This is a genomic window from Allobaculum sp., from assembly GCF_047010065.1.
GTDB lineage: Bacteria > Bacillota_I > Bacilli_A > Erysipelotrichales > Erysipelotrichaceae > Allobaculum > Allobaculum fili.
On the sequence record NZ_JBKXLD010000041.1, the window covers coordinates 1 to 19048 of the forward strand.

Genomic DNA, 19048 nt, shown 5'->3' on the forward strand with positions numbered 1-19048 from the left:
GCATCCCCAAACTGACCACCTGGCCGATCCTGTTTTTCGCGGTTGTGCTTTCGATTATCGTCTGCACAAACTTCGTCCGCTCGACCCAGGGCCGTGCCTGCATCGCCATCAACGATGACGAAATCGCAGCCGAAGCCATGGGCATCAACACCACGAAATACAAAGTCATGGCGTTTATTATCGGTGCCATTCTGGCTTCTCTGGCCGGCAGCCTGTTCGCCAACTACTTCTATGTACTGAACCCGAACCAGTTTACCTTCAACAAATCGATCGACATTCTGGTTATGGTCGTCTTCGGCGGCATGGGCAGCATGTCCGCTTCCGTTATCGCGGCCATCGCGATCGGCATCCTCAACATGTGGCTGCAGCAGTTCACCGACCTGCGCATGATCATTTACGGCGCCGCTCTGGTTCTGATGATGATCTTCCGTCCGCAGGGCATCCTTGGCTCCTGGGAACTTTCCATCGAGCGTTTCCTGAAAAAGCGTAAACTGAAAAAGGAGGAAGCGTGATGGACTCCGTATTAAAAATTACCGGCCTTTCCAAAAACTTCGGCGGTCTGGCTGCGGTTTCCGGCATCAACATGGAAATCTACCCCGGCGAACTGATCGGTCTGATCGGACCGAACGGTGCCGGCAAGACCACGCTGTTCAACTTGCTGACCGGCGTGTATGAACCGTCCGAAGGTCTGATTGAACTCAATGTCGACGGCAAGAAGCAGCAGATCGGCGGCATGAAGCCGTACAAGATCACCGCACTTGGCATGGCGCGGACGTTCCAGAACATTCGTCTGTTCAAAAGCATGACCGTTCTGGAAAACGTCAAGCTCGCCATGCACAAGAACGCCGGCTACGGCGTATTCAACGGTCTGCTCCGTACGTCCCGCTATTACAACGCGGAACGCTGGATCGAAGAAAAAGCCTGCGAATATCTGCAGGAAGTCGGTCTGTACAAAAAGCGCTACGACAAGGCGACGAACCTGCCGTACGGCGAACAGCGCCGCCTGGAAATCGCCCGGGCGCTGGCAACCCAGCCAAGCATCCTCTTTCTGGATGAACCGGCAGCCGGCATGAACCCGCAGGAAACCGAAGAGCTTACCCAGCTGATTCATCATCTGCGCGACAAGTACAAGCTCACCATCATTCTGATCGAGCACGACATGTCCCTGGTCATGAACCTGTGCGAACGCATCTTCGTTCTGAACTACGGCCAGCTGATCGCGTCCGGAACGCCGGATGAAATCAAGAACAACGAATTCGTCATCAAGGCGTACCTGGGCGAGGAGGTGTAAGCATGGCTTTGCTCGAAGTTAAAAATCTCCATGTTCACTATGGCGTAATCGAAGCGCTTAAAGGCGTTTCCATTTCCGTTGAACCCGGACAGATCGTTACGCTGATCGGCTCCAACGGCGCCGGCAAGACTTCGCTTCTGCAGGCCATTTCCGGCATCGTGAAAAAGAGCGAAGGCGATGTCATCTTCAAGGATGAGTCCATTTACAAAGCCAAACCGCGCCATATCGTGTCCAACGGACTGGTGCAGGTTCCGGAAGGCCGCCACGTCTTCCCGGGTCTGAGCGTGTATGAAAACCTGATGATGGGCGCCTATCTGCGCAAGGACAAGAAGGGCATCGCCGAAGATCTGCAGAAAGTCTACGAACGCTTCCCGATTCTCGAAAAACGTAAAAACCAGGATGCGTCGACGCTTTCCGGCGGCGAACAGCAGATGCTCGCCATGGGCCGCGCCCTGATGGCCAGACCGCAGCTGCTTCTGCTCGATGAGCCGTCCATGGGTCTGGCTCCGATTCTCGTCAAGGAAATCTTCAATATTATTCAGGATATCCAGAAGACGGGAACGACGATTCTGCTCGTTGAACAGAACGCCCGCATGGCTCTTTCCATTGCGGACTATGCCTATGTACTGGAAACCGGGAAAATTTCCCTGCAGGGACCGGCCAGCGAACTGGCACAGTCTGAAGACGTCAAGAACGCCTATCTGGGCGGAAGCGCGTCCTGATCGGCGCAAAGGAGACCACTATGTTTCGCGTATACAACTTTATGACGAAAAATCCCATCACGGTCGGCAGCGACGAAAAGATTTCCGCCGCGCTCGACCTGATGCGCTACAACAAGATTCACCGCATTCCGGTCACCGATGAAAACGATCATCTGATCGGTCTGATTACCGAAGGCATGATCGCCGCCAATAACAAGGCGACCAGCCTCAGTATTTACGAACTCAACTATCTGCTGTCCAAAACCGATGTTCGCACCGTCATGATCAAGCACCCGATTTCCATCGGCGAAAACGCGCTGCTCGAAGAAGCGGCCGAAAAGCTGCTCAAAAACGACATCGGCTGCCTGCCGGTCGTGAACGACAAGGATCAGGTGACTGGCATTCTGACCCAGAACGACATTTTCAAGGCGTTCCTCGACATGCTTTCCTGGGGACAGAAAGGCACCCGCATCATTCTGTCCTTGCCCGAAGGCGTAGGCGTTCTCGAAAAAGTCAGCCGCATTTTTGCGCAGAACAACATTTCGGTAACATCCATCAGCGTGTACGAACACGGCCAGGAAAACGCGGAAGTGCTCGTTAAGACAACGGGCCCGTTCGATCAGAAACGAATGACTGAGCAGTTTTCCAAGGAAGGCTTTACCGTACTCGACATCGAAGAAGTCGAAGCGTAATTCAGAAGTTCTTCCTTATACGATTGAAGCGATACGATTTATGCAGTCTGGGACCGGAGAAATCCGGTCCTTTTTTCACGCATGCGCTTCTGGGGACCTGAAAGGACGGCCGGGTATGAGGCGCAGGCAAGGCAAACCCTGCATACGGCCGCTATACTGAAACCGAAAAATACCGCAAAGAAAGAAGGAAAACTATGGCTGAATCCACCAATCCAAATCTCAGTAAGCAGATGATTTATTCCGTATTCGTACGCAACCATTCCAGAGAAGGAACCTTTGCGAAAGTCGAAGAAGATCTCGACCGCATCCGCGATCTGGGAACCGATATTCTCTGGCTCATGCCGATTCACCCGACGGGTAAAGTCGAGCGCAAAGGCGAGGACGGAAGTCCCTACGCGATTGCCGACTACTGGAAAATCGATCCGAAAATGGGAACGGAAGAGGATCTGAAACATCTGGTGCAGAGCGCGCATGAAAAAGGCATGAAAGTCATTCTCGATATTGTCTTCAACCACACTTCGCCCGATTCGAAAATGGTCCAGGAACATCCCGAATGGTTTTACCGCGATGAAGACGGCAAGCCGTATCCGATGTTCCGGGAATGGAGCGATATCGTCGATCTCGACTTTTCGAGCAAAGCGCTTCAGGAGGAACTCATTCGAATTCTGAAGCATTACGCTTCGATCGTGGACGGCTTTCGCTGCGATGTCGCCAGCCGCGTACCGGCCAGTTTCTGGAAAAAAGCCAGAGCGGCCTGCGACACAGTAAAGCCGGATTTGTTCTGGCTGGCGGAAAGCTGTCATCTTCCCTTTATTAAGTTCTGCCGTGACAATGGCCGCGTCGGCGAAAGCGATTCGGCGCTGTATGAAGCGTTCGATGTGCTCTATGACTACGACGCCTTCCCGTACTGCGAGAAAATTTTTGAAGACGGCAAGCCGATGGAAGAATGGGTCGACGCGCTGATCCGTCAGGATGCCGAGCTTCCACAAAACGCCATCAAGCTGCGCTATCTGGAAAACCACGATACCGACCGGATCAGTCAGTACGTAAAGGACTGGCCGCTCTGGAAAAACTGGACGGCGCTGCAGTTTACGCTCAAAGGCATGCCGCTCGTTTACCATGGTCAGGAAATTCGAACAAGTCATCGTCCGGACATTTTTACTGCCGATCCGATCGCATGGAAAGAAGACGATGCGGCAGCAGACTGGATTCGAACGCTGGCGCATCTGCACAAAACGCTGTTCTCGGCGCAGCCGGTCATCGACTATGAAATCGATGAAACACATCCTGTTCTGCGCATCAGCCGGGACGGTTATGCGGGTGCCTTCCTGCTCGCAAAAACCGAGCCGGATGCTCTGATTTCGACGAACCTGAAAGACGGCGTATGGTACAACCTCTTTACCGGAACCGACTTTGAAGTGGCCGATCACCATATGAAAGCCGCGGATTTCCCGGTTCTCGTACAGATGGAAGACGAAGTCAAAGACTGACCTGAGGAAAAGCAGAAGCAAATCGCAGAGCGTGAAAACGGGAAACGCACTGAAAACAAGTCCTGCAATCCCGCTTTTGCACACAATCCGTATACGCATCCGAATAAAACGTTAAGAAACAAAAAAAACGCTCGTCGGCCGCAGGGGACTGTATGAAAATACAGACAGCTGCGCCGACGGGCGGTTTTCTTATGGCTTTGTGTGTTATGCATTCGATCGCAGAAAAAGGTTACGATCTGCGCCGCTTTTTGCGGATGCGTCTGGAGAGATCTTGATCCGCACTGCTGGAGCCGGCGCACTGCGCCTGTTCAAGCATCTTAAAGAAGGACTCGATATCGCTGGCGATTTCCTTCTTCTTGGACGGCCTCTCCAGCGGCAGCAGAACGATCGATCCCGTACTGGTGTCGAGGAAAAAGTCATCGTCCGTATCGCTTAAAGCGAGCGGAAAATACGTATCGGGAATGAGATTGCCCATCGAGTACAAGTCGAGAATATGATCGGCTGACATATTTCCGGTAAATAAAGGAATGAAATGATCGACGACATACGTATGGCCGTCTACCTCCAGAGGGGTATGGACCATACTCATACCGTTGCACGTGCGGTAGAAGTCCTTGAGGGCGCCGGGAAGACACAGATTATAGCGGTCTTCAAATTCCAGGAGCATTTCTTCCGAGAAAGGTAAAGGGTCCTGGCCGGGGGTGAGGAATGAATACATGAGGTATACACCTCCTTTTCTCAAGTATAGGCGCCATAGGGACCTCTCATTTCGTCGCCGGAGCGAAATTATCAAACCTTAATGGGAAAAAAGAATATAAACAAAGGCCGCCTAAAGATCCAAAACCATCATGGAGAAAATGAATAGAATGTAACAATTTACATTTCCAGCTCAAAACCGCGCGCAAACGGTCAGAGCGGATCGCGACGGCAGACCAAAGAAAAAGCAGGCGAAAGCATCCGCCTGCAAATAGAAAAACTGAGTCCTGGTTTTACTGGACGGGCCAGGAAGCGAGATCCGAAGGGAAGTCGATTTGAACGGTTCCGCCGACCTGATCGATTTCGATATCGGCCTGGAAGGTAAGCGGCGTGCTGGCCACGTCGATGTCATACGTTCCCTTGAGGTCGATCGACAGTTCCCTGATCGTCTTGTTTTCGATCTCGACTTCAAGGACGGTTTTGTCTACGTCGACCGCGCCATAGGAATCCAGAAATTTGGCGACTTCCGAAGGTTTGAGCACAAAGGTGTATTCATTGCCCTCCACTTTTACGGATTCGAAGAGGTTTTCCCGCTCGCTGCGGGAAAGTTCCAGAAACGGGTTGGGCATATGGAAACCGTCTTCTTCGTTAATACCGAGATTTGCGGCGAGAGAAGACGATTTGGTTCCGGCATAATTAAGATACGTGTGACCGTCACGAATATAAAAATCGGCGTCCACGCTCTGTCCGGCCACGCTGCCTTTTCCGAGAAAAGCCAGTTCAGCCGGCTGGCTTTGATACGCAGCGTTGAAATCCAGATCGACGCCCAGAAGATTCATATCCCCGTGGGCTTTGAGCGAATCGGCTTCACAAAGGCGGTTCCAGGATTCGAAAAACAGGTTTACAGCCTCCTTTTTCTGGTCAGCATTGCTGTTGGAACAGCCGGCAGCCAGAGAAGAAAAGGCGAACAGCGTACAGAGCGCTGCAGTGCGAAATGCGTGTTTTGAGAGCATGCGTTCTCCTTTCAAAAGAAATTGGACCGGTCTGCTTCGACCCGGACCAGAAGGAAGAGCAGAGCGGATGGATTTTAAGGCGGGAAACAGGCGGCAAAGAATGTCCGCCTGACAAAATGCAGAAAAGCAGCAATAAGAAATAGAAATAAAAATAGAAATAAGAAATCAAGGATATACTGTCCGGTTTTCGTCTTTTCCGGATTGTTTTCAGAAAAGGGAACCGGCGCAACAACAGAATATTCAGAAATTCGAAAAAAATACAGGCAGATTCACGGATCTGTCGAAGCCAGAGACGAAAGTGCTTTGCGGTTTTCGATACAATAGTCTGAAAGCAAACCATACAGATTGAATGACGATCGATCCGCCACGGTTTATAAATCCTATCTATGCAGGTACTCTATAAATCGTCAGCCCATGCGGACGGCTAAACCGTCGAAAAAGAAAAAAACAGAAAAGGGCATCTATAGAAACAGGGAGGAACCTCTATGATCCTGATTGAACGCGCCAGCACGATGAATGAAAAGCAGCAGAAGGCTCTGCTCAAAGCTCTGGGAAACCATTCGTATTCCTGGATCCCGGACGGATCCGACGAAAAGACGATGCGCGATCTGCTGCAGGCGGCCGAGGCGTCCCCCTGTACCAGCGTCGATGCGCCAAGTGACACGCATGCCGATTCCAGCACAGACGAAGCTGCTTCGGACGCGCTGACGATTCTGTATCTGGACGGTTTCGATCACGATGCCGTGTTTACTTTGTACGACAAGCTGAATCAGGCGCAGATCGGTCCGTTTGAATGTGCGACAGCGACCGAAAACAATCTGTACTGGACGCTGGCTGCCCTGAAAAAGGAAATGTTAGCAGAAGCGGATTACATGCGAAAGTACGGCGAGCTCAAAGAGCGGCTTTCCACGATCGATCTGCTGCGCATGCAGAAAGATCCGACCTACCAGAAATTCATTTTCATGGTCATGTCCATGGAGAAGGAAGAAGAAATCGATCCGGTTGCTCTGGAATGGATGCTTTATAAATTTAAGGAATTCGACGCGTCCAGATAGAGGATGCGTGACTGAGATTAAAAACGACGAAATGGAAACCAAAGAATTTCCAAAGAAAGCCCGCGAAAGCGGATGCTTTCAAAATCTGTATCGCGAAATAAACCGTCCTGAGTGCAGGAAGGCACGGCGAAGTAAAGGAGCTTGTTATGCAGATCATCATTGCAGGTCTTGGAAAAGTCGGAATGTGCCTGACTGGCGAACTTTCGGCGGAAGGGCATGACCTGACAGTTGTGGATACAAAGCCGGAGCAGGTGCGCAAGGCGACGTCCAAATTCGACATCATGGGATTCAGCGGAAACGCCGCGGATCCGGATACGCTGGCGGAACTCGATGTGGCCGACGCGGATCTGTTTATCGCGGTGACGACGCAGGATGAAGTCAATCTTCTTTCCTGTCTGCTCGCCAAACGGGCCGGCTGTTCCAAAACGATTGCCCGCGTTCGCAATCCGGAATACAGCTCGTCCATGGACTATCTCAAGGAAGCGCTGGGCCTGGAAATGATCATCAACCCGGAACTGCTGGCCGCCAAGGAAATCGAACGCGTTCTCTCGCTTCCCGGCGCGATGAATGTCGATGACTTTACGAGCGGTCATGGCGAAATTCTGAAACTGCGCATTCAGCCGGGATCCTGTCTGGACGGCTTGCGCGTTAAGGAAATTCATTCCCACATTCACGCCGAAGTGCTCGTCTGCATCTGCCAGCGCGGCAAGGAAACGTACATTCCGGACGGCGACTTTGTTTTGCACGCGCGCGATCTTCTGTATATAGCCGGTGCCCGCGCGCAGTCCGTCAAGTTCTTTTCAAGCGCCGGTCTTCCGGTCGGCGGCATCCGTCATGTGATGGCGGTCGGTGCCGGCAAGCTGTCTCACTATCTGATCGAGCTGCTCGAACGTGCGGGCATTGAAACGACAATTATCGATAAGGATCTCGACGCCTGCGAGCGCATGACCGTTCTGTATCCGGATACGGTCGTCATTCACGCGGACGCCTCGAGCCAGAAGGTGCTGCTCGAAGAAGGTCTGGAGGAAATGGACGCCTTTATCGCCATGACCGGCGTGGATGAGCAGAACGTCTTTCTCAGCCTGTTCGCCCAGCGCAAGGCGGATCTGAAAACCGTAACGAAAGTCACTCATATTGATATGGATGAACTGTTTGAAGACTTTGAACTGGATACGGTCATCAACCCGAAGACGCTCAGCGCGGAATACATCATTCGCCACGTGCGTGCGCTGGCCAATTCCATGGGCTCCAATATCCGGACGGTGCACCGTCTGGCCAGCGATCAGGCGGAAGCGCTGGAATTCCAGATCCGGGAAGGATCGAAAGTCATCGGCGTGCCCCTGATGCGTCTGGCGCTCAAAAGCGGGGTGCTGATCGCGCTTATTGAGCGAAAGGGCATGCTCATTCTGCCGCTCGGAAACGATGTCATTTTGCCCGGCGACCTGGTCGTGGTCATTACCAACCGTAAAGGCTTTACGGATGTGGACGACATTCTGGAAGGGAAGAAGAGAATCCTATGAACCTGTTTGTCATTGCCTACGTACTTGGACAGGTGTGCAAGTTTGAAGCGGGCTTCATGCTTCTGCCCATGGTCTGCGCCCTGTGCTACAGCGAATATTCCATCGCGCTCATTTTCTTTCTGTGCGCCCTGCTGTGTCTGACGGTCGGCTTTTTCCTGACGCTTAAAAAGCCGGAACACATGCGCATACGGCCGAAGGAAGCCATGGCGGCAACCGCCCTTTCCTGGGTCGTGATTTCCGTTCTGGGCTGTCTGCCCTTCATGATCTCGGGCGAGATTCCCCGGTTTGCGGACGCGTTTTTTGAAACGGTCTCCGGGTTTACCACCACGGGATCGAGCATTTTAAGCGATATCGACGCGATGTCCTGCGGCAGCCGCTTCTGGCGTTCGTTTACGCACTGGATCGGCGGCATGGGCGTTCTCGTCTTTGTGCTGGCCATTCTGCCTTCGACGAGCAGCACGTTCATGAACCTGATGGTTGCCGAATCGCCGGGTCCCTCGGTTTCCAAGCTGGTGCCGAAAGTCCGGCAGACAGCCAAGTATCTGTACACCATTTATCTGACGATGACGATCGTACAGATCGTTTTGCTTCTGCTTGCGGGCATGCCGCTGTTCGATTCGATCACCCTGACGATGGGAACGGCCGGAACGGGCGGCTTCAGTGTGCGCAGCAGCGGATTTGCGGACTATACGATGCTCCAGCAGGGAATTATCGCGGTGTTCATGGTTCTGTTTGGCATCAACTTCAGCTTTTATTTCCTGATTGTCCGGAAAAAATTCAAAGCGGCCGTTTCCATGGAAGAAGTTCTGACGTATCTGGCGATCATCCTCGCGGTCGTGCTGCTCATCGTGACATCGGTATGGTGGATGTTCCCAAATCTGTTTGAAGCGTTCCATCACGTCTTCTTTACCGTCTCGTCGATCATTACGACGACCGGCTACGCCACGGTCGATTTCAACCAGTGGACCTCGTTTGCGAAAACGCTCGTCGTTCTGATCATGTTCATCGGCGCCTGCGCCGGATCGACGGGCGGCGGCATTAAGGTCTCCCGCATTAACGTCATGTTCAAGGGCATTAAAAAGGAACTGCAGATGCTTCTGCATCCCGGCCTGGTGCGCAAGGTCAAAATGGATGGCAAGCCGATCCCGCACGAAACGGTTCGTTCCATCAACGTGTTCATCGCCATTTATCTGGTGACGTTTGTCGTGTGCCTCGTTCTTGTAACGCTCGACGGCAAGGATCTCGTGACCAGTTTCACCGCGGTAGCCGCTACGCTCAACAATATCGGTCCGGGTCTAGGCGAAGTCGGTCCGATGGGCAATTTTGGCGCGTTCTCGGATTTTTCCAAGTATGTCCTGAGCTTTGCGATGCTGGCCGGGCGTCTTGAACTCATTCCGCTGCTTCTGCTGCTCATCCCGCAGATGTGGGAAGGCACGATCAAGCTGACCCGCCGCATTCGCACACAGTCCTCACGCGCGAAAAACCAGGGCTTTCAGCGCGAACCGTCCAGCTCCGAAAAAAGGCTGCGTCCAAAACCGGAGCCCCGGCGAAAACCGAAAGATCCGGATTTCGAACCGAGTCCGGCGCTTGCACGAAAACAGAGGCCAAAGCGCCTGCGCCTGCTGACCCAGACCTCGCTGGAATGAGTACGGGCCAGAACGGAAAAATGGTTTCTTTCTGGCTGTAAGGACGGCTTAGAAAAACGGAGCGGAAAAGTACAGATTTTTCGCACAATGAAATTTACGCAAAGAAAAAACAGTCCAGGAGCGATTTCGCTTGGAAATCGCTCCTGGACTGTCTGCGTCTTAAGTGTTCAGGATTGGCAGATCCTTTGGAAAAGTCGGGCGTTTTGCGGGCGCTCTGTTCGATTTTTCGGGTATGGACCTTCAGAATAAAGGGAAGTACAGATTCGCAACAGTGCGAAAATACGAAAAAAGTAAGAAAAGCGGACGATTTCAGGGGCCGCTAAGGGGGCGCGTGCGCTCAAAAAAGGAGGGGTTTCGACTGGTATTAGCATTAAAACTGCCAGAATGCAAGAATTTTCAGAATAAAAAAGAACAATCGATTGACAGGCTGGCAAGCTAATAATATTATAGTAAATTGCTAAATAGTCAATAAACCGAGGGTTTTTGACTGTTTTTGAAATTCAGAAGAAAGGATCGTGCGCATGGACAGCAATAAACCATACCAAATCGTTCCGGAAGGAAAAAAAGCATTCCGTCGGGACTATTCCAAAGTATCCGGCAAGCTCGAACTTCCAAACCTCGTAGAAATTCAGACCAACTCGTTTGAATGGTTCAAAAAATACGGAATCCAGGAAGTATTCGAAGAAATCTTCCCGATCGAGAACCACGGCAGAAATATCAAACTTAAATACAAAGGCTTCCACTTCGAACCTCCAAAATGTTCCGCACAGAAAGCCATGGAGCGTGAGTGCAACTACGCTTCACGCTTAGATGTTGACATGGAACTTGAAATTGTCAATGAGAACGGAGAAGTCATCACCAAGCAGGAAAAAGTCTTCCTTGGCGATTTCCCGATGATGACTGAAACCGGTACCTTCATTATCAATGGAGCGGAGCGTGTCATCGTCAGCCAGATCGTTCGTTCTCCAGGCGCCTATTTTTCCGAAAGCTTTGACAGCAAAACTGGAAAACAGAACTACGCCAGTGAACTCATCCCGAGCCGGGGAACCTGGCTCGAGTTCATGACGGAGCAGAAGAAGAACACCAACGGACGAGCCATTATGACATCGATCGACAGCAGCCGCAAAATGCTGTCTACCATCTTCTTTAAAGCACTGGGCATGTCCTTCTCCCTGGAAAAAGGAGACGACACCCAGGATACGACTGCACTCGATACCTTCATGAAGGCGATCGACAAGCAGGCTAAGGATCCGATTCAGGATGAAACCCATCGTGAATACATGGATCAGTATCTGATGCTGTTCAACGGTTTCTTCGGCAAGTCGGAAGAAATCGAAAACACCCTCCTGGCTGACAAAGTCATGACCACTGAAGAAGCGCTGCTTTCCTTCTACGGCAACCAGCGCTCCGACGAAATCCCGACTCTGGACGGATCCATCACGCTGATGCAGAACAAGCTGTTCGATCCGCGCCGCTACGATCTGACCAAAGCCGGACGCTACAAACTCGGCAAGAAACTTTCCGCCGTCTCCCGTACGATGAACAACACCCTCGCCCAGGACATCCTGGATGTTAACGGAGACGTCGTTTACCCCAAAGGCACCCATGTGACCCGCGATATCCGCAACCGTCTGCGTGAAGAACTCGCCAAGGGTACCTACATGAACCCGTTCCCCTTCAAGCCGGAATTCCTTGAAGCGGACATCGTGACCATTCCGGCCAGCTACCGGACCGGTCTCATCGGCCGTGTCCTGGCCGAAGACATCACCATCGACGAAGAGCTGTTCGAACGCGGACAGGTTCTTTCTGAAGAAGACGTCGCTAAAATCGTTGAGCACGGCAAGGACGTCAGGATTTACGCCGGTCTGATCGCCAGACCCGTTATCCTGAGTGAAGAAAACTTTGATCCGGTTCTCAACTACGGTCAGCGTCTGTACACTCTCGGCCGTCTGACCAACGCAAAAGGTCAGGATCTCGTCAACTCCGATCTCGACCTCATTGCCGGCCGCTATGAAATCGGCGTTACCCCAGAACGCTTAAGCGATGCCGCCGTCTTCGATCTGAAGACCCGCATGAACGACGAAACCGTCACCGCCTGGCTGATCGGTGCCGCCGTACAGGAATTCGACATTGAAGACAAGAACGGCGTTCGCCGTCACATTATCGGCAACGACCCGTTTGCTCAGATACACACGATCACCATTCCGGATATTTATGCCTTCTTCGACTACAACCTGAGCGTTATGGAAGGCATCGGCGAAACCGACGACATCGATATGCTCGGCAACCGTCGTATCCGTTCCGTCGGCGAACTCATCCAGAACCAGTTCCGTATCGGTCTTTCCCGTATGGAACGCGTGGTTAAGGAAAGAATGTCGATTCAGGAAGCCAAGAGCATTACCCCGAAGAAGCTGACCAACGTCCGCCCGCTGACCGCTGCCATTAAGGAATTTTTCTCTTCCTCGCAGCTGTCGCAGTTCATGGACCAGCAGAACCCGCTGGCTGAGCTGACCAACAAGCGCCGTATTTCCGCGCTGGGCCCAGGCGGTCTGACCCGTGATCGTGCCGGCTTCGAAGTTCGAGACGTTCACTCGTCTCACTATGGCCGAATCTGCCCGATTGAGACCCCTGAAGGTCCGAACATCGGTCTGATTTCCAACCTCACTACCTATGCAAAAATCAACGAGTACGGCTTCATTCAGACTCCGTACCGTGTTGTAAACAAGGATGGAACCGTTTCGGAAGAAGCGCGTTATCTGTCCGCGGATGAAGAAGCGGATTACGTTATCGCTCAGGCGAACGAAGTGCGCGACGGCCGTCTGATTCACGACCGTGTCGTAGCCCGTAAAGGCGGCGAAACGATTATCGCCGACCGCGCCGATGTCGAACTCGCCGACGTATCCCCAAAACAGATCGTTTCGGTAGCGACCGCCTGCGTACCGTTCCTCGAAAACGATGACGCATCCCGAGCCCTGATGGGTGCGAACATGCAGCGTCAGGCCGTCCCTCTGCTTTCTCCGCATTCCCCGTACGTCGGAACCGGTATCGAATACAAGATTGCCAAAGACTCCGGCGTCGGCATCATCGCCAAGGAAGACGGCGTAATTACGTATGTCGACTCCCTGCGAATCGTAAACACCGATACAAACGGCGTGGAACATACGTATCACCTGCGCAAGTTCAGCCGTTCCAACGCATCGACCTGCATTAACCAGAAACCGATTGTCAAAGTCGGTGAAGAAGTCGAAAAAGGCGACATCCTTGCCGATGGACCGTCCATGGAAAACGGCGAGCTGGCTCTGGGTCAGAACGTAACGATCGCGTACATGACCTGGTACGGCTACAACTATGAGGATGCCATCATCATGTCCGAGAGAATGGTCAGCGACGATGTCTACACGTCCATCCATCTTGAGGAATACGATATCGACTGCCGCGAAACCAAGCTTGGACCGGAAGAAATCACCCGCGACATTCCAAGCGTATCCGAAGCCGCCATTAAGAAGCTGGACGAAAACGGCGTCATCATGGTCGGCAGCGAAGTGCACGAAAACGATATCCTTGTCGGAAAGGTAACCCCGAAAGGCCAGTCTGAATCTTCTCCGGAAGAAAAGCTGCTCCTGGCGATCTTCGGCGAGAAGTCCCGCGAAGTGCGCGACAACTCCCTGAAAGTACCGCACGGCGGTGCCGGCATCGTGCATTCCACCAAGGTGTTCAAACGAGGAGAAGAAGGCGTGGATCTGCCGCCTGGAGTTATCAAGCGCGTCAAGGTCTACATTGCTCAGAAACGTAAGATTTCCGAAGGCGACAAAATGTCCGGCCGTCACGGTAACAAGGGTGTTATTTCCAAGATCCTGCCGATCGAAGACATGCCGTTCATGCAGGACGGCCGTCCAATCGACATCATCCTGAACCCGTTCGGCGTACCTTCCCGTATGAACATCGGTCAGATTCTTGAGATTCACCTCGGCTATGCCGCCAAGAAACTGAACCAGAAATTTGCGACGTCCGTATTTGACGGTCTTTCCAACGAAGATCTGGCGGATGTCATGAAAGAAGCCCAGATGACTTTCGATGGAAAACAGGTTCTGTACGACGGTCAGACGGGTCTCCCCTTTGATGAACGTATCTCGGTCGGCGTCATGTACATGATCAAGCTTGCCCACATGGTTGACGACAAGCTGCATGCCCGTGCCACCGGTCCGTATTCCACCATCACCCAGCAGCCTCTTGGCGGTAAAGCACAGAACGGCGGCCAGCGTTTCGGTGAGATGGAGGTATGGGCTCTTGAAGCTTATGGCGCCAGCCATACGCTGCAGGAAATCCTGACCATCAAATCCGACGACATCACCGGCCGTATCCAGACGTACGAAGCCATCACCAAGGGCCAGGATATCCCGGAACCTGGCGTTCCGGAATCCTTCCGCGTACTGATCAACGAACTTCAGGGTCTTGCCATCGACGTCAAACTGTTCGATGACGACGGCAACGAAGTTTCTCTGAACGCTTCGAGCGCGAAACCTGGTCAGAAATACGTGGAAGATGACAATGCAAAAATCGACATCATTCAGGATGCTGAAATTGTCGATGACGGCAAAGCCGATGCAGAAGTCAGCGATTCCCCTCTTGAAAACGATCTCGATCCGGATGCTGTAGCCCAAGCGCTCGAAGGCACGACCTACGCAGGCGACGATACAGAAGATGTCCAGAGCGAGCTCGACCAGGAGGAAGATGAAACCAAAGAACTGGAGGGCGAACTTCTCGAATGTCAGTAAACAATTTTTCCTCGATTCAGGTACAGCTTGCTTCTCCGGAAACCATTGAAAAATGGTCCCACGGTGAAGTAACCAAACCTGAAACGATCAACTACCGCTCGCAGAAAGCAGAACGTGACGGCCTGTTCTGCGAACGCATTTTCGGCCCGACCAAGGACTACGAATGCTTCTGCGGCAAATATAAAAAAGTCCGTCACTACAACGGAATGGTCTGCGAACGCTGCGGCGTTGAAATCACGCAGTCCAAAGTCCGCCGCGAGAGGATGGGCCACATTCATCTGGCCGCTCCGGTCGCACACATCTGGTATCTGCGCGGAATTCCTTCCCGCATGGCCCTGCTTCTGGATCTGACACCGAAGCAGCTTGAAGAAGTTGTATACTTCGTCAGCTATATCGTTACCGATCCAATGGACAGCGACCTGTCCTACAAGCAGGTTCTCGCTGAAAAGGAATACCGTGAAAAGCTCGCACAGTACGGACCTGGCGGATTCAAGGCCAAGACCGGTGCGGAAGCCGTTCTGGAACTGCTGCAGAATGTCGATCTCGAAGCTGAGTACACGAAAGTGACTTCGCAGCTCGAAGATGCGGCCGACGGCAGTGAAAAGCGCAAGAAACTGATCAAGCGCCTGGATACCATCAACGCGTTCCGTCATTCCAACAACAAGCCGGAATGGATGATTCTTCAGAACATCCCGGTTATTCCGCCTGATCTGCGTCCTATGCTGCAGCTGGACGGCGGCCGCTTCGCGACCAGTGACCTGAATGACCTGTACCGCCGCGTCATCACCCGTAACAACCGTCTGAAACGTCTGCTCGATCTCGGTACGCCGAACATCATCGTGCAGAACGAAAAGCGTATGCTGCAGGAAGCTGTCGATGCTCTGATCGATAACGGACGCCGTTCCAAGGCGATCACCGGTGCCGGCAACCGTGCGCTGAAATCGCTGTCTCACTCCCTGAAAGGTAAACAGGGACGTTTCCGTCAGAACCTGCTCGGCAAGCGTGTAGACTTCTCCGGACGTTCCGTAATCGCGGTAGGACCGGACCTGAAAATGTACCAGTGCGGTATTCCGCGTGAAATGGCGATCAACCTGTTCAAGCCGTTCGTTATTAACGAAATCACCGCTTCCGGCGCCATCCCTGGCATCAACAACCCGAAACAGGCTGAAAAACTGATCGAAGCCCGTGACGAAAGAATCTGGCCGATCGTTGAAAAAGTTATCGAAGGCTATCCTGTACTGCTCAACCGTGCGCCTACGCTGCACCGTCTGGGTATCCAGGCCTTCCTTCCAAAACTGGTTGAAGGACGCGCCATGCGTCTGCACCCGCTGGTATGTACTGCGTTCAACGCCGACTTTGACGGCGACCAGATGGCGATTCACGTACCGCTGAGTGAAGAAGCACGTGCCGAAGCCCTCGTTATGATGCTTGGCAGCCATAACATTCTGGGTCCAAAAGACGGCAAGCCTATCGTTACGCCTGGCCAGGACATGGTCATGGGCAACTTCTATCTGACGATGGAAGAAACCAGCGAAGAACTTCATGAAGAAGCCGACCGCTACCGTGCAGCCGGCATCGAAAAAGAAGCCGAAGCCTGGGACCGCTATGCGAATGCAGAAGGTACCGTTTACGCCGATGTGGACGAAGTCATGCTCGCCTACAAGACCGGCCAGGTTCACCTGCACTCCCGTATCGCTGTGCCTGTATCCGGCCTGAACAAAACTTCGTTCGCTCCCGAACACGCCAATGACTATCTGGCGACAACCGTCGGAAAAATCATCTTCAACGGCATGTTCCCGGAAGACTTCCCGTTCCTGAACGAAGTTTCCGCCGAAAACTTCCAGGCGACTCCGGAACGCTACTTCATCAAACCGGGTGAAGACGTGAAGGAATTCATCCGTGAACTCCCGCTTGCGGAAGCCGTTAAGAAAAAAGACCTCGGAAAAGTCATCGCCGAAGTCTTCAAGCGCTACAAAGTGGATGATGTTGCCGATATTCTTGACCAGATCAAGTCTCTCGGATTCAAATACTCCACCGTTGCCGGCATTACGGTTGCGCTGTCCGACATCGAAGTTGCTCCGAACAAGGAACAGCACGTCGATGAAGGCCGTGAAAAAGCCGACGAACTCAAGCACTACCAGCAGAAAGGTCTGCTCACCATGCAGGAATGGGAGCGTCACCTCAACAAGCTCTGGGATAACGTCAAGAACGATATCGTAGACGAGCTGATGAGCAACCTGCCGCGTAAAAACCCAATCAACATGATGGCGACTTCCGGTGCCCGTGGTAATACTTCGAACTTTACCCAGCTCGCCGGCATGCGCGGTCTGATGGCCCGCCCGGCGAAAGGCAAATCCAGAGCCGGCGAATACGTTCCATCCATCATCGAGGTACCTATTTATTCCTGCTTCCGTGAAGGTCTGAACGTATCCGAGTTCTTCATTTCCACCCACGGCGTACGTAAAGGTCTGACCGATACCGCGCTGAAGACAGCTGAATCGGGTTACCTGACCCGTCGTCTGGTCGACGTTGCGCAGGATGTCATCATTAAGGAAGACGACTGCGGAACCGACCGCGGCTTCAAAGTCAGCGAACTGATCGACCGCAAGAACAACACGGTTATCGAATCCCTGTACGATCGTCTGGTTGGCCGTTACAGCCAGCAGGATGTTCTGAACCCGGAAACGGGTGAAGTCATCGTTCCAGCCGATACGTACATAACCGAAGATCTCGCGCAGAAGATCGTCGATGCCGGCGTTAAGGAAGTAACCATCCGTTCGCCGTTCTCCTGCAAGACCACAAACGGCATCTGCCGCAAGTGCTACGGCAAGAATATGGCAACCGGTAAAGACGTTGAAGTCGGCGAAGCCGTAGGAACCATGGCTGCGCAGTCCATCGGTGAACCAGGTACCCAGCTGACCATGCGTACGTTCCATACCGGCGGTGTTGCCGGCGGTGACGGCGGCGATATCACCCAGGGTCTTCCGCGTGTAGAAGAGCTGTTCGAAGCGCGTCACCCGAAAGGCGTTGCCGTAATTGCCAAAGTGACCGGTGAAATCACTTCCATCAAACGTATCGAAAACTCGCTGCGTCAGGAAGTTATCATCAAGTCCGAAAAAGAAGAAGTATCCCATAAGATCAACGCAAACCAGACTCTTCGTCCATGGGTTGCGGTCGGCCAGAAAATCGTGGCCGGTCAGCCTCTGACCGAAGGTCCGCTTGACCCGAAGGAACTGCTTGCGGTTGCCGGCGTAACCGAAGTTCAGAACTACATCCTGAAAGAGGTTAAGAAGGTTTACCAGTCGCAGGGTATCGAAATTGCCGACAAGCATCTGGAAGTCATGATTCGCCAGATGATGCGTAAAGTTATCGTTGTCAATCCGGGCGACACCGATCTGAATACCGGTGTTCAGCTCTCTCTGAACAACATCACCCGCATCAATCGCGACTACCTGCACCAGAACAAGATCCCAGCCGAATTCAAGCCGGTTCTGCTCGGTATTTCGAAGGCTTCGGTAGAAACCGACTCCTTCCTGTCTGCGGCTTCCTTCCAGGAAACGACTAAAGTACTGACCGATGCCACCATCAAGGGTAAAGTCGATCACCTCGTCGGCCTGAAGGAAAACGTCATCATCGGTAAGCTGATTCCTGCCGGAACCGGCTGCACCGGCGACCGTCCGCAGAACCGTGAAGTCCGTGCCATGGCGGAAAAACTGCGCAAGCGCCGTCTCGAACGTCAGGTTAGGAAGACGACCGACAGCCAGTTCGACAGCTTCGCCAAATCGGCGATGGGCACTGCGGAAACTAAGGATGCCGCTCTGCCAGAACCTGTAGCGGAAGATCTTCCAATCCCGGAAAACTATTCCATCCTCAACGACCCGGAAAGCTTTGCGGATGCCATTGATCATCTCGATATTAAGGGCTCCAAGTAAGGCAGTCTGTATCGTGTTGTCTTGAATTCTCCATGAAATCATCAGATTTGTATGAAGAATTCCGAAAATAAAACAAAACAAGAAAGGCCTGGCTGTTTTCGAACAGTCAGGCCTTTTATACTGTGCACATGTTTTTGGCTGCCCAAATGCCTCAGGCACTGCGGGCGTTTTCAAAAAATGCTCTGTAAGCGTCAAATAAAAGACGGGTATTTTCTCGACCGCCTCCTTGGGATAATT

12 protein-coding genes are annotated in these 19048 nt (G+C 52.7%); 10 read left to right on the forward strand and 2 right to left on the reverse strand.

Annotation, left to right across the window (positions count from 1 at the left end):
- The 5 genes from ACLUYS_RS05155 to ACLUYS_RS05175 all read left to right on the forward strand — a co-directional run.
- A partial coding sequence (locus ACLUYS_RS05155; RefSeq protein WP_412659301.1) for a branched-chain amino acid ABC transporter permease occupies positions 1-512 on the forward strand: 512 nt, incomplete at its 5' end.
- Positions 512-1291: an ABC transporter ATP-binding protein gene (locus ACLUYS_RS05160; RefSeq protein ID WP_230267822.1), complete on the forward strand. Its 780-nt coding sequence runs from the start codon at positions 512-514 to the stop codon at positions 1289-1291. The genes ACLUYS_RS05155 and ACLUYS_RS05160, both read left to right, overlap by 1 nt.
- Positions 1292-1299: 8 nt before the next feature.
- The gene (locus ACLUYS_RS05165) at positions 1300-2013 is read left to right on the forward strand and encodes an ABC transporter ATP-binding protein (RefSeq protein WP_230267833.1); all 714 of its coding nucleotides are present in this window, start codon (positions 1300-1302) and stop codon (positions 2011-2013) included.
- Positions 2014-2033: 20 nt separating this feature from the next.
- Positions 2034-2684 carry a CBS and ACT domain-containing protein gene (locus ACLUYS_RS05170; RefSeq protein ID WP_230267823.1) on the forward strand — a complete coding sequence of 217 codons (651 nt, stop codon included), beginning with the start codon at positions 2034-2036 and terminating at the stop codon, positions 2682-2684.
- A 194-nt stretch (positions 2685-2878) separates the two neighbouring features.
- Positions 2879-4174 (forward strand): alpha-amylase family glycosyl hydrolase, encoded by a 1296-nt coding sequence (locus tag ACLUYS_RS05175; RefSeq protein ID WP_288338995.1) that lies wholly within the window; start codon positions 2879-2881, stop codon positions 4172-4174.
- 229 nt (positions 4175-4403) lie between these two features.
- On the opposite strand, the gene ACLUYS_RS05180 is transcribed toward ACLUYS_RS05175, so the two are convergent.
- The gene (locus ACLUYS_RS05180) at positions 4404-4892 is read right to left on the reverse strand and encodes an SMI1/KNR4 family protein (RefSeq protein ID WP_288338994.1); all 489 of its coding nucleotides are present in this window, start codon (positions 4890-4892) and stop codon (positions 4404-4406) included.
- 271 nt (positions 4893-5163) lie between these two features.
- Positions 5164-5883 carry a hypothetical protein gene (locus ACLUYS_RS05185; protein ID WP_412659302.1) on the reverse strand — a complete coding sequence of 240 codons (720 nt, stop codon included), beginning with the start codon at positions 5881-5883 and terminating at the stop codon, positions 5164-5166.
- 485 nt (positions 5884-6368) lie between these two features.
- On the opposite strand from ACLUYS_RS05185, the gene ACLUYS_RS05190 reads away from it, so the two are divergent.
- The 5 genes from ACLUYS_RS05190 (at position 6369) to rpoC (ending at position 18811) form a co-directional block, all read left to right on the forward strand.
- Positions 6369-6938 (forward strand): DUF3783 domain-containing protein, encoded by a 570-nt coding sequence (locus ACLUYS_RS05190; protein ID WP_230267827.1) that lies wholly within the window; start codon positions 6369-6371, stop codon positions 6936-6938.
- Positions 6939-7084: 146 nt separating this feature from the next.
- A complete protein-coding gene (gene trkA / locus ACLUYS_RS05195; protein ID WP_412659303.1) occupies positions 7085-8458 on the forward strand; it encodes a Trk system potassium transporter TrkA in 1374 nt (457 codons plus the stop codon).
- Positions 8455-10104 (forward strand): TrkH family potassium uptake protein, encoded by a 1650-nt coding sequence (locus ACLUYS_RS05200; protein WP_412659304.1) that lies wholly within the window; start codon positions 8455-8457, stop codon positions 10102-10104. The genes trkA and ACLUYS_RS05200 overlap by 4 nt, the downstream gene beginning before the upstream one ends.
- A gap of 521 nt (positions 10105-10625) precedes the next feature.
- Positions 10626-14879 carry a DNA-directed RNA polymerase subunit beta gene (locus tag ACLUYS_RS05205; protein WP_412659305.1) on the forward strand — a complete coding sequence of 1418 codons (4254 nt, stop codon included), beginning with the start codon at positions 10626-10628 and terminating at the stop codon, positions 14877-14879.
- Positions 14870-18811, forward strand: coding sequence for a DNA-directed RNA polymerase subunit beta' (gene rpoC, locus ACLUYS_RS05210; RefSeq protein ID WP_412659306.1), 3942 nt, complete (start codon positions 14870-14872; stop codon positions 18809-18811). The genes ACLUYS_RS05205 and rpoC overlap by 10 nt, the downstream gene beginning before the upstream one ends.
- Positions 18812-19048 lie beyond the last annotated feature (237 nt).